We start from the raw sequence: 16,345 nt of genomic DNA on the forward strand, positions 1-16,345 counted from the left end.
CGGCCGAATCGCCCGCCCCATGGAGCGATTGGTCTGCCGACCGGGACGTGCGCTGTCGGTGAAGTCGGACGTGAACGACAGGACGCGTCGGGCGTTGGGCAGCGATGTCCGACGTCTTCACTTGGCCACCTGATCCCTATATCCTCGCCCTGACGGGAGCGGGTCTGCTGATCGCGTTGGTCGCCTGGCTTCCCCTCGCGCTCAAGAAGCTGCCGCTGTCGCTGCCGATCGTCTGCATCGCGATCGGCGCGGCGTTGTTCCGGTTCGTGCCGATGCCGGTCGTGCCGTCGCCGGTGCTTCACCCGGATTTCGTGGAGCGTTTCACCGAATTCGTGGTCATCATCGCGCTGATGGGCGCGGGGTTGAAGCTCGACCGGGTGTTCGGCTGGAAACAGTGGAACATCACCTGGCGACTGCTCGGCCCGACCATGCTGCTCACCATCGCGGCGATCACGGCGCTGGGCGTGTGGGTGCTCGGATTGCCGCTGCCGCTCGCGATCCTGCTCGGCGGGGCCCTGGCGCCCACCGATCCGGTGCTGGCCGCCGACGTCCAGGTGGGCCCGCCCAAGACGGGCGAGGAGGACGAGGTGCGTTTCGGCCTCACCTCCGAGGCCGGGCTCAACGACGGGCTCGCCTTTCCGTTCGTGAACCTTGCCGTGGTCCTTGCGGCGGCGGCCGCGACGGGGGAGCCCTGGGCCGTGAAATGGATGCTGCACAGCGTTCTGTGGGAGATCGCGGCGGCCATTGCGATCGGCTGGTTGGTCGGGCGCGTCTTTGGGTGGATCACCTTCCATATTCCCGCCGAGAGCAAGCTCGCCCAAACGGGCGACGGCGTGATCGCGATCGCCGCCACGCTCATCACCTATGGCGTGTGTGAGATCGCGCAATGCTACGGCTTCCTGGGCGTGTTCGTGGCCGCGCTCGCCATCCGGCATGCGCATCGAAGCCATGACTTCCAGCGCGAAATGCACGACTTCACCGAACAGATCGAGCGTATCGCGATGATGGCGGGGCTGCTGCTGTTCGGGGGCGCCCTGGTGAGCGGTCTGCTGGCGCCGCTCGGTTGGCCCGAGATAACGGCGGCCGCCCTGATCCTGCTCGTCGTCCGCCCGGTCGCGGGGCTGATCGGGCTCAAGGGGTTTCGGGCGGATCTGAGCGAGAAGCTGACGCTCGCCTTTTTCGGCATTCGCGGCATGGGCTCGTTCTATTATCTGGCTTATGGCCTGAACCACATGGAGATGGCCGGTCGCGAGCGGTTATGGGCGCTGATGGGTCTCGTCGTCCTGCTCTCCATCCTGATGCACGGACTGACCGTGACGCCCGTCATGCGGATGCTCGACCGGGGCCAGGGCCGGGATCCCGACGCCGACGATGCCGAGCGCGCCACGGCGACTTCGTCGTCGTGAGGGCTGGCGCCGGCACCGGCACGCCCCCGGTGCCGACACGGTCACAGGAGACAGGTTGGGAGCGGCCGGAAAGAAGCGCTGTCCTACGGCATGGCGACGATACCACGCTTCTCGTCGAGCCGGGCCGACCGGGCGTCCGCTCCGTCACCTCGTCGACCTTCCCGCAAGTCGCCGAGCGCGCAGCCGGCCGGCTACCCGCGCAGCAAGACCACGTTCATGCCTGAACCTCCATTGAACTTCCGCGGCGCGCGTCCTCATCCCGCGCCCCGCGCCGGCGTGTTGACCCCCATGCTCGTCAGATAGCGCTTCACGTTGCGCGCCGCCTGGCGCAGCCTTTGCTCATTCTCGACCATGGCGATCCGCACATAGCCCTCGCCATTCTCGCCGTAACCGACCCCCGGCGCGACCGCGACATGGGCGTGGGTCAGAAGCTGCTTGGAGAATTCCAGCGACCCCAGATGCGCGAGCGCGGGGGGCAGCGGGGCCCAGGCGAACATCGATGCCTTAGGGGAGGGGATCTCCCACCCCGCGCGCCCGAAGCTCTCGACCAGCACGTCGCGGCGGCACCGGTACAGTTCGCGATTCTTCTCCACGATGTCCTGCGGCCCGTTGATCGCCGCCACCGCCGCCGCCTGGATCGGCGTGAACGCGCCGTAATCGAGGTACGACTTCACCCGCGTCAGCGCCGCGATCAGCCGCCGGTTGCCGACCGCGAAGCCGATCCGCCACCCCGCCATCGAATAGGTCTTCGACAGCGAGGTGAACTCGATCGCCACGTCCTTGGCGCCCGGCACCTGCAGGATCGAGGGGGTGGGGCGGCCGTCATAGTAAAGCTCGGAATAGGCGAGGTCGCTCAGCACCCACAATCCATGCTCCTTCGCGAAGGCGACGACGCGCTCGTAGAATGCCAGGTCGACCACCTCGGCGGTCGGGTTGGACGGATAGCCCATGACCAGCACCGACGGCTTGGGCACGGTGAACGCCATGGCGCGCTCCAGGCTCTCAAAATAGCGCTCGTCGGGTGTGGTCGGCACCGACCGGATCGTCGCCCCCGCGATGATGAAGCCGAACGTATGGATGGGGTAGGAGGGGTTGGGCGCCAGCACCACGTCGCCCGGCGCGGTGATCGCCTGGGCCAGATTGGCGAGCCCTTCCTTCGACCCCAAGGTGACGACGACCTCGCTCTCGGCATCGACCTCCACCCCGAAGCGCCGGGCATAATAGCCCGCCTGCGCCTTGCGCAGCCCCGGAATGCCCTTGGACGCCGAATAGCCATGCGCCCCCGGCTTGCGCGCCACCTCGGCCAGCTTGTCGATGACGTGCGCGGGCGGGGGCAGGTCGGGGTTGCCCATCCCCAGGTCGATGATGTCCTCACCCCCGGCGCGCGCCGTCGCCCGCATCGCGTTGACTTCCGCGATCACATAGGGCGGCAGCCGGCGGATGCGGTAGAAATCGTCGGGAGCGGCGGTCATGGGGCTGGCCTTTCGCGCGGGAGCCTATCCTAGCGCTTTCCTCCCGTCACCCCGGATCACGTCCGGCATGACGGAGAAGTCCGGCGGTGCTAGGCGTTGGGCGATCGAGAGGACTTCATGGCCGACGACCCGACACTCCCCGCCCCCGAGACTCCGACGACGGAGATCGCCCAGCATTGGGCCACGGTCCTGACCCAGGCCCAGCAGGCGATGCTCGACGCGACTCTCGCCGCCGCGGCCGCGCCGGGAGTGCCCGTCGTGCCCGGCCTCAACGACCCGGCGACGCTGGCGCGCGCGGGCGATTTCTGGCGCGACACGATGCGGCTGTGGCAGCGGGCGCTCGACCCGGCCAATGCGCCCGCCTCGGCACCCGAGCCGGTGGCGGACAAGCGCTTCAAGGCCCCCGCGTGGCAGCAGCCCGTGTTCGATCAGATCCGCCGCGGCTATCAGCTCATGAGCGACCATCTGCTCGCCCAGGTCGACGCGCTCGACGGCATCGACCCCAAGCGCCGCGAACAGCTGCGCTTCATGACGCGCGGCTTCGTCGACGCGATGAGCCCGTCCAACTTCGCGCTGACAAACCCGCAGGTGATCGACCGCACGATCGCGACCGGCGGCGAGAACCTGCTCAAAGGCATGAGGAACATGCTGGGCGACCTCAAGGCCGGGCAACTCACCCATACCGACAAGACCGCGTTCGAGCTCGGCCGCAACCTGGCGATGACGCCGGGCAAGGTCGTGCACCGCACCCCGCTCTACGAGCTGATCCAGTACACGCCCACGACCGACACGGTGCTCGCGACCCCGCTGGTCATCTTCCCGCCCTGGATCAACCGCTTCTACATCCTAGATCTGACGCCGGAAAAGAGCTTCATCCGCTGGGCGGTCGACCAAGGCCTGACCGTGTTCATGGTGTCGTGGAAGTCCGCCGACGCAACCATGAAGGATATCGTCTGGGACGATTACGTCGCCGCGCAGGTGGAGGCGATCGACACCGTCCGCGCGGCGCTCGACATGCCGGCGGTCCACACCATCGGCTATTGCGTCGCGGGCACCACGCTCGCGGCGACGCTGGCGGTGCTGGCCGCCAGGGGCGAAGCCGACAAGGTGGCGAGCGCGACCTTCTTCACCGCCCAGGTCGATTTCGCGGGCTCGGGGGAGCTGGGTCACTTCATCGACGACGACCAGCTGGAGACCATCGCGTCGCTCTCGCCCGAAGGCTTTCTCGACGGCCGCTACATGGCGCTGACCTTCAATCTGCTGCGCGGGCGCGACCTGATCTGGAACTACGTCACCAACAATTACCTGCTCGGTGAGGATTACACCCCCTTCGACCTGCTCCACTGGAACGGCGACACGACCAACCTCCCCGCCAAATGGCATCAGAGCTATCTGACCGACCTTTACCGTGACAATCTGCTCGTCGAACCGGGGCGGCTGTCGATCGCGGGCGTGCCGCTCGACCTCACCCGCGTCGAAACACCCACCTATGTCCAGGCGGGCCGCGAGGATCATATCGCGCCCGCCGCCAGCGTCTGGCGGCTGACCCACCTGTTCAAGGGACCGCTGCGCTTCGTGCTCGCCGGGTCGGGTCATATCGCCGGCGTCGTCAATCCGCCGGCGGCCGGCAAATACCAATATTGGACCAACGACGCGCGGGTCGAGACGCTCGACGATTTCGTCGCCGGGGCGACCGAGATCAAGGGCAGCTGGTGGCCCGACTGGATCGGCTGGCTACGCGACCGCGACGCGGCGGAGGTTCCGGCGGACGGTGCGCGCGTGCCGGGGCAGGGAAGCCTCCCCGCCCTCGAAAATGCGCCTGGGCGGTATGTAAGGATGCGTTAGGTGGAATCGGGTACGGCAATTATCGATTTTCATCATGCGGTACGTTTCGGATCGGCGGAACCGTCCGCGGCGAATTTCGGGCAACTTCATCAAGGTCGGCAACGGCACGGAAGGTGCGCACAACATCCGGCTCCACTGCGATGGCGGCAGCATACCCGGCATCATCGAGGTCGGCTCCAACAAGACCTATATCCACGGACATGATACGGTCGCGTGGTCGTTCGCGAAGATGATGCTGGCCCCCAGGCCCGATCTGGTCAGCTTCCTCGGCGAGGGGCAGCATCCCGCGCTGTCCTGGTCCGCCTGCGAGAACGTCAAGCTGGATCAGGTCCGTGGCGGACAGGCCGGCAATTACAGCTTCGACGCTCGCAAGGCGTTCGCGGTTCCGACGCAGGGCCAGTACCTGATCGACACGCGTTCGGCAGGCTATGGGCAGGCGATCGGCACACGCGTCGGCAAACGGTTCGTCATTCCGCTTCCCCAAACAGGCCGCAATGCCAACTACATGGGTGGGACGGGCAGGGCGACGGTCGCCCAATTGGGCTTGTCGGTATGGATAGAGAATCCGACGCTCACCGAGAACGCCACGACGAGGGTGCAGCAATTCTCGGACGGTACTTTCGCAACCCCGCTCGGGCCGGCAGCTGATATACCTGCAGGGTATAGGGGTCTCTACTTCGTCCACCAGTTTTCAACTCAGCCCAACAATATCACCAACGGTGAAATATTCGTCGAGATTACCAAAGCTGCTACCGGCGAGTGGTCGGAGGGCGTCCTGATCTTCGAGTATTTCCCGTATCTTGGGGCGTGACGTGGACGGAGCGGAGGAGCTGCTGGGCGACTGCCCTGTCGACAGGCCGTTGCTCTCTATTGCTATTCCAACTTTTCGTCGCCCGGAATTTTTGCTGGAGGCGGTGGTTTCCGCCTTGGGACAGAAGTTCGACTATCCGTTTGAAGTGATCGTGGTGGACAATGATCCCGCGTCGAACGGGCATCGGCTGCTGCTGGACGCTGTACCGAACTTGCTTTCGGCACCGTTCCGTTATCTTCGCAACCGGCGCAATATCGGCGAGTTCCCGAACTTCAACCGCTGCGTGGAGGAAGCGCGGGGCGAGTGGGTCACGATCCTGCACGACGACGACCTGCTTCACCCGTCATGGGCGCGCGAGATGTTCGCCGTGCTGGGCACGCGGCCGAGCATCGACGGGCTGATCTGCGACAGGGCCAATCTCGATCAGCGCGCGACGCCGGTCGGCGAAGGCCGGCTGAAGTCGATCGCCCGTCGCGCCGTGCGGTTCCTGCGGTTCGGGTTCGGCCAAACGCGGCGGATCGACGCGCGCAAGCTGTTTTGGGAATGCCCCGGCAACACGGTGGGGTTCGTGTGCCGCAAGCGCGACCTCCAGGCTGTGGGCGGTTTCCGGGCCGACGAACACCCCAGCGCGGACCATTTCTTCTATCTCCGCTTCGGCAAGCGCTTTCGGCTGCTGCAGTTCAAGAAAACGCTCGTCTCCATCCGGATCGCCGACAACTCCCTTCTTGCTCCTGAAACGCACTTTGCTTTGGCGCGGCGCAACCACGAGATCCGGTCCGCGTGCATCGCGGCCGGTGTGCCGCGTTGGTGGGCCAGGCTCCTGCCGCTGCTGACCGCACGCCAGGTCGTCGCGATGAGCGGCTTCTACCGGGTGCCGGTCACGCCGGCGCAGGTCGGTCGGATGTTGGGGATACGCGTCGTACGCGACCGGCCGTTGTTGCTGTGGACGCTGCGCGCGTTGTGCCGTGGATTCTAAACGGCCTGGATCGCGGATCGCGGATCGCTTCCGGATGCGGGGCGCCGAGCCGTCGCTGATTGTGCACCGCAGCAAATCCGCTTGACGTTCGCGTAACCCGTCCTATGTTGCACTGCAATAAAGGAGCGCGGCGTGGCTGATTCGGACCGGACGGAAGCTGACATCATCGACTCGATCCCGGCCGCGCTCGCCGCCCGTCCGACCAAACGCGCCCGCCCAGGTCGCTCCGCACCGGAGCCGATCCTCGTCGCGCTCGACGCCGATATCGCGGCCGTTACGCTCGCCACCCCGCCGGCTCCCGAGCCGGTGGCCATCGTTCACCCGACCGCCGCGGCTCCGGCGGAACGCATCCAGAAGGAAATCGCCATGACCACCGACACCATGACCGCCGCCGCCGAGACCGCCCAGACCAAGGGCGCCCAGATCTTCGCCGACATGAACGACCGCGCCAAGAACATGATGGAGCGCGCGCCCAAGCTCGTTCAGGACATGAGCGAGCTGAACAAAGGCAATGTCGAGGCGCTGGTCGAGTCCGGCCGCATCGCCGCCAAGGGCATGGAGGCCATGGGCCAGCACGCCGCCGACTATGCGCGTCGCTCGTTCGAGGCCGGCACCGCCGCCTTCCGCCAGATGACCGCCGTCAAGTCGCCGACCGAGCTGATGCGCGTTCAGGCCGAGCTCGCCCGCGCCGCCTTCGACCAGATGGTCGCCGAGACCTCGCGCACGACCGAGACGATGCTGAAGCTCGTCGGCGAGGTCGCCCAGCCGATCTCCAGCCGCTACGCGGTGGTCGCCGACCGGATCAAGACGGCCGCGTAATCGCAGCCGCGTCGATCCGACGTGAACGAAAAGGGCGGCCATCCAGCGGATGGTCGCCCTTTTCCGTGTTCGGGACCCCTTGCCGCGCCGGGGGGCGCTGCCTTATCTTGACCCCCATGCATTTACCCCTGGTGACCATGGCCGAGCGCCGCGACGGCGGCGGGGACGAGGACGGAACCGGCACCGGCGTCGCGACCCGCACGCGTTCCAAGACCAAGCAGCCCACGCCCTATCGCGTGCTGATGCTCAACGACGATTACACGCCGATGGAATTCGTCGTCCTGTGCCTCCAGCGCTTCTTCCGGATGGACATGGAGGCCGCGACCCGCGTCATGCTCCACGTCCACCAGAAGGGCGTGGGCGTATGCGGCGTGTTCTCCTACGAGGTCGCCGAGACCAAAGTCGGCCAGGTCACCGACTTCGCCCGCCAGAACCAGCACCCGCTGCAATGCACGCTGGAAAAGGCGTGAGGCGACGAGCTGCCTAAGTCCGCGCAGCGGGCATAGGACTCGCCCAAGCCCGGCCGGCGAGGGCTAGGCCCCGTTCGACGACGCGGCTTCGCCGCGGCGCATCCCACACTTTCGAATTCTACCGGGCCTCTGGCAACCAGCTCAGGTCGATGCCGCTGAACCGGTCGGTGTAGTTCGCCGCCTGGGCCAGCGCGCCTTCGTTCAGGAACGTGACCCGTCCCGCCTCGCGCGCGATCAGGCCGTCATCCTCGATCTGCCGCAGCATCCGGTTGACGTGAACCGCGGTCAGCCCGGTTGCATCGCCGATCTCCTCCTGGGTCAGCCCGAGGGTGAAGGTGTCGACGATCCCCTTGTCGAGCGCGCGCATCCGGTTGCGGATTTCCAGCAGCAGCGCGGCGACGCGCCCCTTTGCCGATGTCCGCCCCAGTGCGGCCAGCCGGTCAGTCAGCGCCACGCGTTCCATCTGGTTCACCGCCATGATGATTGCGGCGAGGCGCGGGTGCATGGTGACGATCCCGGTCATTTCCGACCGATCGAACGGGCAGACGGCACTGTCGGTCAACGCCACCACCGTCTCGGGCGAGCGCCGATAGACCAGCCCCGACACGCCCAGCATGTCGCCCGGGAACAGGAAGCGCAGGATCTGACGGCTGCCGTCGTCGAGCAGCACATAGCTCATCATCATGCCACGCTTCAGGATGAACAGCTCGCCCGTCGGCTCGTTCTCACGCACCAGCACCGCGCCTCGGCGAAGGCCGCGTTCGCGAACTTCGAGCCGCGCCAGCGACCGCTGCTCGGCATCGGTCAACGTCGTGAGATCGCCGAGGCGCTCGGCGAAACAACTGGCGGCCACTTTTTTCCATTCCCCCGTTTCACCATCTCTCGCAAAGCCTTGGGGCCGCCGCATTAAAGTCGATCAAGGGTCGTTACACCCCCGTCGCACTTGCGCGAGCGACGGCGCGGCGTAGGGAACGGGGATGGACCGTATCATCATCCGCGGCGGCCGCCGGCTCGAAGGCCGCCTGCCCATTTCCGGCGCCAAGAACGCGGCGCTGACGCTCATGCCCTGCGCGCTGCTGACCGACGAGCCGCTGGTGCTGCGCAACCTGCCGCGCCTCGCCGATGTCGACGGTTTCGGGCATCTGCTCAACCAGCTCGGCGCCTCGACCAAGACCGAAGGCTCGCGACCCGAGGATTTCGGGCGGGTGATGACCATCCGCGCGGGGCGGCTCACCTCCTCCCAGGCGCCCTATGACATCGTCCGCAAGATGCGCGCGTCGATCCTGGTGCTCGGCCCGCTGGTCGGGCGCGGCGGCGAGGCGACGGTGTCGTTGCCCGGCGGCTGCGCGATCGGCAACCGCCCGATCGATCTTCATCTAAAGGCGCTCGAGGCGATCGGCGCCGAGATCGAGGTCGCCGCCGGCTACGTCAAGGCGACCGCGCCGGGCGGGCGGCTGTCGGGCGGGCGCTACCGCTTCCCCGTCGTGTCGGTCGGCGCGACCGAGAATGTGCTGATGGCGGCGGCCGTCGCGCGGGGATCCAGCCTGATCGAGAACGCGGCCCGCGAGCCGGAGATCGTCGATCTGTGCCGCTGCCTGATCGCGATGGGCGCGCGGATCGAGGGCGTCGGGACCGAGCGGCTGGAGATCGAGGGTGTCGACCGGCTCCACGGCGCCACCTATGCCGTGATGCCCGACCGGATCGAGGCCGGCAGCTATGCCTGCGCGGCCGCGATCACCGGGGGCGACCTGACGCTGGTCGGTGCGGACGCGGACGCGATGCGCGCCACGCTGTCGGCTCTGGTCGAGGCGGGGGTGACGGTGGAGGAAGGGCGCGGCACCGTGCGGATCAGGAGCGACGGCCGACTTCGCCCGCTCGAACTGTCGACCGCGCCCTATCCGGGTTTCGCGACCGACATGCAGGCGCAGTTCATGGCGATGCTGCTGATGGCGGACGGCACCAGCGTGCTGGAGGAGACGATCTTCGAGAACCGCTACATGCACGTCCCCGAGCTGGCGCGCATGGGGGCGGACATCCAGGTTCGCGGGCGCACCGCCGTGGTGCGCGGGGTCGACCGGCTGGTCGGCGCCCCCGTGATGGCGACCGATCTGCGCGCGTCGATGAGCCTGATCCTCGCCGGCCTCGTCGCCGAGGGTGAGACTCAGGTCGCCCGCGTCTATCATCTCGACCGCGGCTATGAGCGGTTGGAGGAGAAATTGCAGGCGGTGGGTGCGGATATCGAGCGAATGGGCGACGGCTGACCCCTGTCGGCCGGCATCTGGCGGATCGGGCCGATCTGGACTATGTCGCCGTCCTCCGGGCGAACGAGGCACCAAATCCCGGCAGGAGACCTGCCATGGTCAAGCGTCTGAACAAGGCGGCCGAGGTCAAGGTGAGCGACGGCGATGTCGTCGTCAAATGTCCCGAGGGCGAGGATGCGGTATTCACCCCCGAGGCCGCGCTGCAGACCGCACAGCGCCTGGGCGACAAGGCGGTCGAGGCGATCATCGATCGGGGCCGTGTCGATGCCGCCAAGCCGACCGCCGAAGAAGAGTCGACCTGATTCAGAGCGCCTGCGCCGCCGCCCAACCGCTCGCCCAGGCCCATTGGAAATTGTAGCCGCCGAGCCAGCCGGTGACGTCGACGGCCTCGCCGATCGCGTGGAGGCCCGGCATGGTCCGCGCCTCCAAAGTCTTGGACGAGAGCGCGTCGGTGGCGATGCCGCCGACCGTCACCTCCGCCTTGGCGAACCCCTCTGAGCCATTGGGGCGCATCCGCCAGCCGGCCAGCCGCCGTTCCGCTTCGGCGAGCACCGCGTCGGAGCGGCGGCCCAGTTCACCGTCCAGGCCGATCCTCTCCACGAGCGTCGTCGCGAGGCGGTCGGGCAGGGGCAAGACCGATTTGAGCGTCGAGCGCGGCCGCGCGCGTTTGGCGGCGAGCAGCCAGCCGCGTTCCCGGCCGGGCAGGAAGTCGATCGCGATCTCCTCGCCGTGGCGCCAATAGGAGGAGACCTGGAGAATGGCGGGGCCCGACAGGCCGCGATGCGTGAACAAAGCCGCCTCGGCAAAGGCGGCCGTGCCGCAGCGCGCGACCACGGGGGCGGCGACGCCCGCGAGCGAGCGGAACAGCGCCTCGTCGCCCGACAGGGTGAGGGGCACGAGGGCTGGCCGGGGCTCGACCACTTTCAGGCCGAAGCGACGGGCGAGATCATAGGCGAAGCCGGTGGCGCCCAGCTTGGGGATGGACGGCCCGCCCGTGGCGACGACCAGCTTGGGCGCGGTCGCGACGCGGTCGCCATGCGCGACGGTGAAACGGCCATCGGCATGGGCCACGTCGCGGATCGGCGAGTGGAGGCGGATCGTCACCTCGCCCGCTTCGCATTCGTCGAGTAGCATGTCGACGATCTGGCGGGCGGAGCCGTCGCAGAAGAGCTGGCCCAGGGTCTTCTCGTGCCAAGCGATGCGGTGGCGTTCGACGAGGTCGAGAAAGTCGGTCGCGGTGTAGCGGCCGAGCGCCGACTTGGCGAAATGGGGATTGTTCGACAGATAGCGGTCGGGTGCGGCGCCCAGATTGGTGAAGTTGCACCGCCCGCCGCCCGAGATCAGGATCTTTTTGCCGGGCGCGTCGGCATGGTCGACGACGAGCACGCGTCGCCCGCGCCGGCCGGCGACGGCGGCGCACATCAGTCCCGCCCCGCCCGCGCCGAGGACGATCGCGTCGTAGGTGTCGGCGCTCAGAGCGTCAGACCGCCGCCAGCGCCTGCTCGCAATCGGCGATCAGGTCGTCGGCGTCCTCGACGCCGATCGAGATGCGCACCAGATTGTCGGTGATGCCCAGCGCCTGCTTGCGCGCGTCGGGGACCGACAAGTGGGTCATCCCCGCCGGGTGCGAGGCCAGGGTCTCGGTGCCGCCGAGCGACACCGCGAGCTTGGCGATCTTGAGCGCGTCGAGGAACGCGAACGCTTCCTTCTCGCCGCCCTTGAGATAGAGCGAGAAGGTCGACCCGCCCCCGGTGCAGTGGCGGCGATAGATATCGGCCTGGCGCTCATCGCCCGCCGTGCCTTCCAGGAAGCCCAGATAGCCGACGCGCTCGACCTTGGGATGATCGCGGAGATAGGCGCAGACCTTGGCCGCGTTCTCGCCGGCGCGGGTCATGCGCAGCTCCAGCGTCTCGAGACTGCGCAGGAGCATCCAGGCGGTGTTGGGATCGGTGATCGTGCCGATCGTGTTGCGCATCGAACGGATGACGTTGATGTGCTCGTTCGATCCGAGCACGCCGCCCGCGACCAGATCGGAATGTCCGCCGGCATATTTGGTCAGCGAATAGACGACGAGATCGGCGCCGTGCTTGAGCGGCTGGTGCCAGAGCGGACCCAGAAAAGTGTTGTCGATCGCGATCGGGGGCTTTTCCGCGCGATCGGCGAAGATCGCGTCGCGGCTGGCGGCGACCGCCTCGACATCGACGAGCGCGTTGGTCGGGTTGGCGGGCGATTCGAGATAGATGAGCGCGACGTCGCCGGTCGCGGCCTCGGTCATGACCGCGTCGATCTCCGCGCGGGTCGCGCCGGCGGGGAAGTCGAGCCATTTGACCCCGAACTTGCCGAGCACCCGGCCGATCAGCGTCTCGGTCGCGGCGTAGAGCGGGCCGGAATGGACGATGGTGTCGCCGGGCTTGACCATCGCCAGGAACAGGGTGGCGATCGCCGACATGCCCGACGAAAAGGCGAGCGCGTCCTCCGCCTCCTCCCAGACGGCGAGGCGGTCCTCCAGGATTTCCTGATTGGGACCGTTGAAGCGCGAATAGACCAGGCCCTCGGCGCCGCCGGGACGCTTGCCGGTCACACCCTCGAAATGGCGCTTGCCCGCAGCCGCATTGGGGAAGACGAAGGTCGAGGTGAGGAAGATGGGCGGCTTGAGCGAGCCTTCCGACAGCATCGGATCGTAGCCGTGACCCATCATCAGCGTCGACGCCTTGAGCTTGCGGCCGCCGATCTCGTGCACCTCGGCCTTGGGCTTGATGCGCGCGGGCTGGATGGAAGAGGGCGGGGCGACGCCGGACAGGTCGGCTTCGGTCTCGTTGGTGAAATCGCTCATGGGGCTCTCCTTGGCCGTGCCGTTAGGACGGTGGCGATGGAGTGTCCACCTTGGCCCCGCTCGCGGGCGGAGCGCGGAAGTTCAATGGAAGTTCAGGCATAAACGCGTTCGACGGCCGGGCCGGAAGCTCATCCGGGTCGCGGGCGCGGTGGCGTCAGCGATGTCAAAGAGCGAGTCGGGAACCTAGCTGGTGGGCGATCCGTAGGACAGGGCCGAGATCACAGGCCGATAACAGCGATCTGGCGGCCGTAATCGGGCTCGTTCCGGTGGGTCGCGCGGCGATAGCTGTAGAAGCGCGCTTCGTCGGCATAGGTGTCGAGGCCCAGCGCCTCGACCCTGCGGACGCCGGCCTGACCCAGACGATGCGCGACATAGCCTTCCAGATCGAAGCGGTGATGGCCGGGGCGGGCGTCGGCGAAGAAGCGGGCGTTGGCTGGGTCGTCGGTCGCGAAGCGGGCGCGAAACGCCCCGTCGACCTCGTAGCTGGCGCGCGCGATGCACGGACCGATCGCGGCGACGATGCGGGAGCGGTCGGCGCCGAGTGCCTCCATCGCGTCCAGCGTACGGTCGGTGATGCCCGCCAGCGCGCCCTTCCACCCGGCATGGGCGGCGCCGATCACGCCCGCCTTTCGGTCGGCGAGAAGGACTGGCGCGCAATCGGCGGTGAGGATGCCGAGCAGCAGGCCGGGCCGGTCGGTCACCATGGCATCGGCGCGGGGACGGGCCTGGTCGTCGAGCGGCTCGCGAAGGGTTACGACCTCGGCCGAGTGGATCTGGTAGGAGGTCTGGAGCACGGCGCCGGGTGCGACCGCCGCAACCGCGCGGCGGCGGTTCTCGGCGAGGTCGGGGCCGATCTCGTCCTGCCCGCGCCGGCCCAGGTCGAGCCCGGCGGCGACCCCGGTCGACACGCCGCCGCGCCGGCCGAGAAAGCCATGCCGCACGCCTTCCAGCGCGTGGGCGCGGATCACCTCGACACTCATAGCGCGAGCCGCATCACATGATCCTCGTCGACATGATCGCCGACCCTGAAGTCGTAGCGCCCGATCCGCTCGAACCCGTAACGTGCATAGAATGCCTGGGCGCGGTGATTGTCGACGAACACCGACAGGTACAGGTCGGCCGCGCCGCGCGCGCGGGCGGCGGCGAGGACCCAGTCCATCAGCGCGCGCGCCAGACCCGTGCCGTGCCAGGGCGCCAGCACATAGAAATTGCGAAGCTCGACGGCGGCCCCGCGCGGTTCGAAAGGAAGCGAGGGCGGCCCGAGCTTGGCATAGGCGACCAGCCCGTCCGACGTCTCGGCGACGCGGATCGCGTAATCGGGATCCGTCAGGTCGCCGCGCCAGCCCTCCTCGCTATGGCCGGCGAGAAAAGCGGCGAGGTCCTCGGGCCGGTAGAGATGGCCGAACGTCTCGGTGAAGGTCCGGCGCGCGAGCGCGGCGCAGGCCGCGGCGTCGGCCGGAGCGGCGTCGCGGAGAAGAGGCGTCATGCGAATCCTGCCGGCAAAGGCCAGTCGCGGCCGGTGAGCGCCATCGCGCGGAACAGCCGGCCCATGTCCCCGACCAGCCGGGTGCGGGCGGCGGCGATCTCGTCCCTCCGGTCGGGCGCGGCGCGGGCGAGCGCGGCGGCGCGGGTATCGATGCCGAGCGCGACCAGGAAATCGCCCTGCGCGACCGGCCCCCAGGCCGTCGCGCCCGCGACCTGGGCGGCGGCGGCGAGGGTCGCGAAGTCGACATGGGCGGTCAGGTCCTGCTCGCCCGGCGCCTCGAACGGGTTGGCGGGGGCGTGGCCGCGCACCGCCTGGAGCGTGTCGCCGATCGCCGGGCCGTCATAGCCGTAATCGATCACCAGCAGCGCGCCGCCCTGGGCGGCGATGCGCGCCGACAGCGCGCGGACGATCGCCACGGCGGCGGGGCAGGTCTCGATGATCGCGCCGGGGGCCGCGTCGCGCAGTTCCTCGGGAATCACCGCGGCCGGGACGGGCTTGCCCGCGATCGGGAGGAAGAGCGTGTCCTGCGCGGCGACGAAGCGTTCGTGCCAGTCGGCGCCGCGCCTGACGAGCTGGCGGATGGGCAGCGCGTCGAAGAACTCGTTGGCGACGATCAGCAGCGGGCGATCGGTCGGGAGCGTGTCGACGGCGTCGTGCCAGGTGGCGTGGGGGACGCGTTCGCCTTGCGCGGCGCGCAGCACGGGGCTGGTCTCGACCAGGTGGACGGGCGGAGCGAGCCCGGCCTTGGCCATCGAGCGCAGCGCGTCGCCGGCTAGCGTGCCCCGGCCGGGGCCGAGCTCGACCCAGTGGCTGTCGGGACGTCCGGCGCGGTCCCACAGATCGGCGCACCACAGCCCGATCAGCTCGCCGAACATCTGGCTGATCTCGGGCGCGGTGATGAAATCGCCGGCTTTGCCCAGCGGATCGCGCGTGGCGTAGTAATGCGCGTTGGCCGCGGCCATGAACTGCGCGACCGGGATCGGCCCGGCGAGCGTTATGGCGCGGGCGAGGCGTTCGGGCAGCGCGGCGTCTTCCCTCCCGCTCGCGGGAGGGGGATCACGCCACACTTTCCGTGCCCGCGATCGACTCGACGCGCTGGCGGCGGTTCTTGGCGGTGGCGATCAGATAGGCGCCGCCCAGGATCATCGGCACGCACAGCCACTGGCCCATATGGAGCCCGGTCGCCTCGGCGAAGGCGCGCAGATGGTTGTCGGGCTCGCGGAAGAATTCGACGAAGAAGCGCGCCAGGCCGTAGCCGAGCAGGAACAGCCCGACGAGCTTGCCGGGTTCGTAGCGGGCCCTGGTGCGCCAAAAGGCGAACCACAGGAGCAGGCCGAGCGCCACGCCTTCCAGCCCCGCCTCGTAGAGCTGGCTGGGGTGGCGCGCGGGTTCGAGGATGCCGAACGGCACCGTGCGGTCGAAGATGACGCCCCAGTCGCCGCCGGTCGGGCGGCCCCAGAGCTCGCCGTTGATGAAGTTGGCGAGGCGTCCGAAGAACAACCCGAACGGGACGCAGCACGCGACATAGTCGTGGACGCGCAGCCAGGCGAGCTTGTGGTTGCGCGCGAACAGGATCAGCCCGAGCGAGGTGCCGATCACCCCGCCGTGGAAGGACATGCCCCCGTCCCACAGCCGCAGCACGCGCAAGGGGTTGAGCAGCATATCGGGGGCGTAGAACAGCACATAGCCCAGCCGCCCGCCCAGGATGATGCCGAGTGTCGCGTAGAAGACCAGGTCGTCGGCATGGCGCCGGGCCATGGGCGCCCCCGGCTGGCGCAGCAGCCGCAGCAGATACCACCAGCCCAGCACGATGCCCGCGATATAGGCCAGGCTGTACCAGCGTAGCGTGAAGAAGCCGACCGAGAAGACCTCGGGCGTGAGCCCCAGGTCGCTGAACCGGACGGCGCCGGCGGCGGCGATGATGGGCGCGATCAAATAACTTCCCCCTTGGCGACGGGTCTGCATA

At 68.3% G+C, this 16,345-nt stretch carries 16 protein-coding genes; 8 read left to right on the forward strand and 8 right to left on the reverse strand.

All coding sequences use genetic code 11. The annotated features are described in order from the left end of the window. The first annotated feature begins 104 nt into the window (after nucleotides 1-104). Nucleotides 105-1,406: a cation:proton antiporter gene (locus VF592_RS01920; RefSeq protein WP_331003912.1), complete on the forward strand. Its 1,302-nt coding sequence runs from the start codon at nucleotides 105-107 to the stop codon at nucleotides 1,404-1,406. A gap of 254 nt (nucleotides 1,407-1,660) precedes the next feature. Here VF592_RS01920 and VF592_RS01925 read toward each other — a convergent pair whose 3' ends face one another. Further along, nucleotides 1,661-2,878 carry an LL-diaminopimelate aminotransferase gene (locus VF592_RS01925; protein WP_331003913.1) on the reverse strand — a complete coding sequence of 406 codons (1,218 nt, stop codon included), beginning with the start codon at nucleotides 2,876-2,878 and terminating at the stop codon, nucleotides 1,661-1,663. A gap of 117 nt (nucleotides 2,879-2,995) precedes the next feature. On the opposite strand from VF592_RS01925, the gene VF592_RS01930 reads away from it, so the two are divergent. The 5 genes from VF592_RS01930 (at nucleotide 2,996) to clpS (ending at nucleotide 7,799) form a co-directional block, all read left to right on the forward strand. Beyond that, complete coding sequence (locus tag VF592_RS01930) at nucleotides 2,996-4,723, forward strand: class I poly(R)-hydroxyalkanoic acid synthase (protein WP_331003914.1); 1,728 nt, start codon at nucleotides 2,996-2,998, stop codon at nucleotides 4,721-4,723. A gap of 34 nt (nucleotides 4,724-4,757) precedes the next feature. Then, nucleotides 4,758-5,534, forward strand: coding sequence for a hypothetical protein (locus VF592_RS01935; RefSeq protein ID WP_331003915.1), 777 nt, complete (start codon nucleotides 4,758-4,760; stop codon nucleotides 5,532-5,534). Nucleotide 5,535: 1 nt separating this feature from the next. Continuing rightward, nucleotides 5,536-6,510: a glycosyltransferase family 2 protein gene (locus VF592_RS01940; protein ID WP_331003916.1), complete on the forward strand. Its 975-nt coding sequence runs from the start codon at nucleotides 5,536-5,538 to the stop codon at nucleotides 6,508-6,510. Between the two features lie 132 nt (nucleotides 6,511-6,642). Then, nucleotides 6,643-7,329 (forward strand): phasin family protein, encoded by a 687-nt coding sequence (locus VF592_RS01945; RefSeq protein ID WP_331003917.1) that lies wholly within the window; start codon nucleotides 6,643-6,645, stop codon nucleotides 7,327-7,329. Between the two features lie 137 nt (nucleotides 7,330-7,466). Beyond that, nucleotides 7,467-7,799, forward strand: a complete 333-nt coding sequence (gene clpS / locus VF592_RS01950) for an ATP-dependent Clp protease adapter ClpS (protein ID WP_331003943.1) — start codon at nucleotides 7,467-7,469, stop codon at nucleotides 7,797-7,799. A gap of 118 nt (nucleotides 7,800-7,917) precedes the next feature. On the opposite strand, the gene VF592_RS01955 is transcribed toward clpS, so the two are convergent. Then, nucleotides 7,918-8,607, reverse strand: coding sequence for a Crp/Fnr family transcriptional regulator (locus tag VF592_RS01955; RefSeq protein WP_331003918.1), 690 nt, complete (start codon nucleotides 8,605-8,607; stop codon nucleotides 7,918-7,920). Nucleotides 8,608-8,776: 169 nt separating this feature from the next. On the opposite strand from VF592_RS01955, the gene murA reads away from it, so the two are divergent. Both murA and VF592_RS01965 read left to right on the forward strand, forming a co-directional pair. After that, complete coding sequence (murA, locus tag VF592_RS01960; protein WP_331003919.1) at nucleotides 8,777-10,060, forward strand: UDP-N-acetylglucosamine 1-carboxyvinyltransferase; 1,284 nt, start codon at nucleotides 8,777-8,779, stop codon at nucleotides 10,058-10,060. 95 nt (nucleotides 10,061-10,155) lie between these two features. Beyond that, nucleotides 10,156-10,362 (forward strand): hypothetical protein, encoded by a 207-nt coding sequence (locus VF592_RS01965; protein ID WP_331003920.1) that lies wholly within the window; start codon nucleotides 10,156-10,158, stop codon nucleotides 10,360-10,362. 1 nt (nucleotide 10,363) lies between these two features. On the opposite strand, the gene VF592_RS01970 is transcribed toward VF592_RS01965, so the two are convergent. The 6 genes from VF592_RS01970 to lgt form a co-directional block, all read right to left on the reverse strand. Next, nucleotides 10,364-11,536 (reverse strand): NAD(P)/FAD-dependent oxidoreductase, encoded by a 1,173-nt coding sequence (locus tag VF592_RS01970; RefSeq protein WP_331003944.1) that lies wholly within the window; start codon nucleotides 11,534-11,536, stop codon nucleotides 10,364-10,366. Nucleotides 11,537-11,540: 4 nt separating this feature from the next. Further along, complete coding sequence (locus tag VF592_RS01975; protein ID WP_331003921.1) at nucleotides 11,541-12,893, reverse strand: cystathionine gamma-synthase family protein; 1,353 nt, start codon at nucleotides 12,891-12,893, stop codon at nucleotides 11,541-11,543. 218 nt (nucleotides 12,894-13,111) lie between these two features. Beyond that, nucleotides 13,112-13,873 (reverse strand): peptidoglycan editing factor PgeF, encoded by a 762-nt coding sequence (gene pgeF, locus VF592_RS01980; RefSeq protein ID WP_331003922.1) that lies wholly within the window; start codon nucleotides 13,871-13,873, stop codon nucleotides 13,112-13,114. Further along, nucleotides 13,870-14,379: a GNAT family N-acetyltransferase gene (locus VF592_RS01985; protein ID WP_331003923.1), complete on the reverse strand. Its 510-nt coding sequence runs from the start codon at nucleotides 14,377-14,379 to the stop codon at nucleotides 13,870-13,872. The genes pgeF and VF592_RS01985 overlap by 4 nt, the downstream gene beginning before the upstream one ends. After that, complete coding sequence (locus VF592_RS01990; RefSeq protein ID WP_331003945.1) at nucleotides 14,376-15,341, reverse strand: class I SAM-dependent methyltransferase; 966 nt, start codon at nucleotides 15,339-15,341, stop codon at nucleotides 14,376-14,378. Before VF592_RS01990 ends, VF592_RS01985 begins: the two co-directional genes overlap by 4 nt. Before the next feature lie 94 nt (nucleotides 15,342-15,435). Then, nucleotides 15,436-16,314, reverse strand: coding sequence for a prolipoprotein diacylglyceryl transferase (gene lgt / locus VF592_RS01995; RefSeq protein ID WP_331003924.1), 879 nt, complete (start codon nucleotides 16,312-16,314; stop codon nucleotides 15,436-15,438). Nucleotides 16,315-16,345 lie beyond the last annotated feature (31 nt).

Origin of the sequence: Sphingomonas sp. (assembly GCF_036388435.1) — a bacterium.
In the GTDB taxonomy this organism is placed as follows: domain Bacteria; phylum Pseudomonadota; class Alphaproteobacteria; order Sphingomonadales; family Sphingomonadaceae; genus Sphingomonas.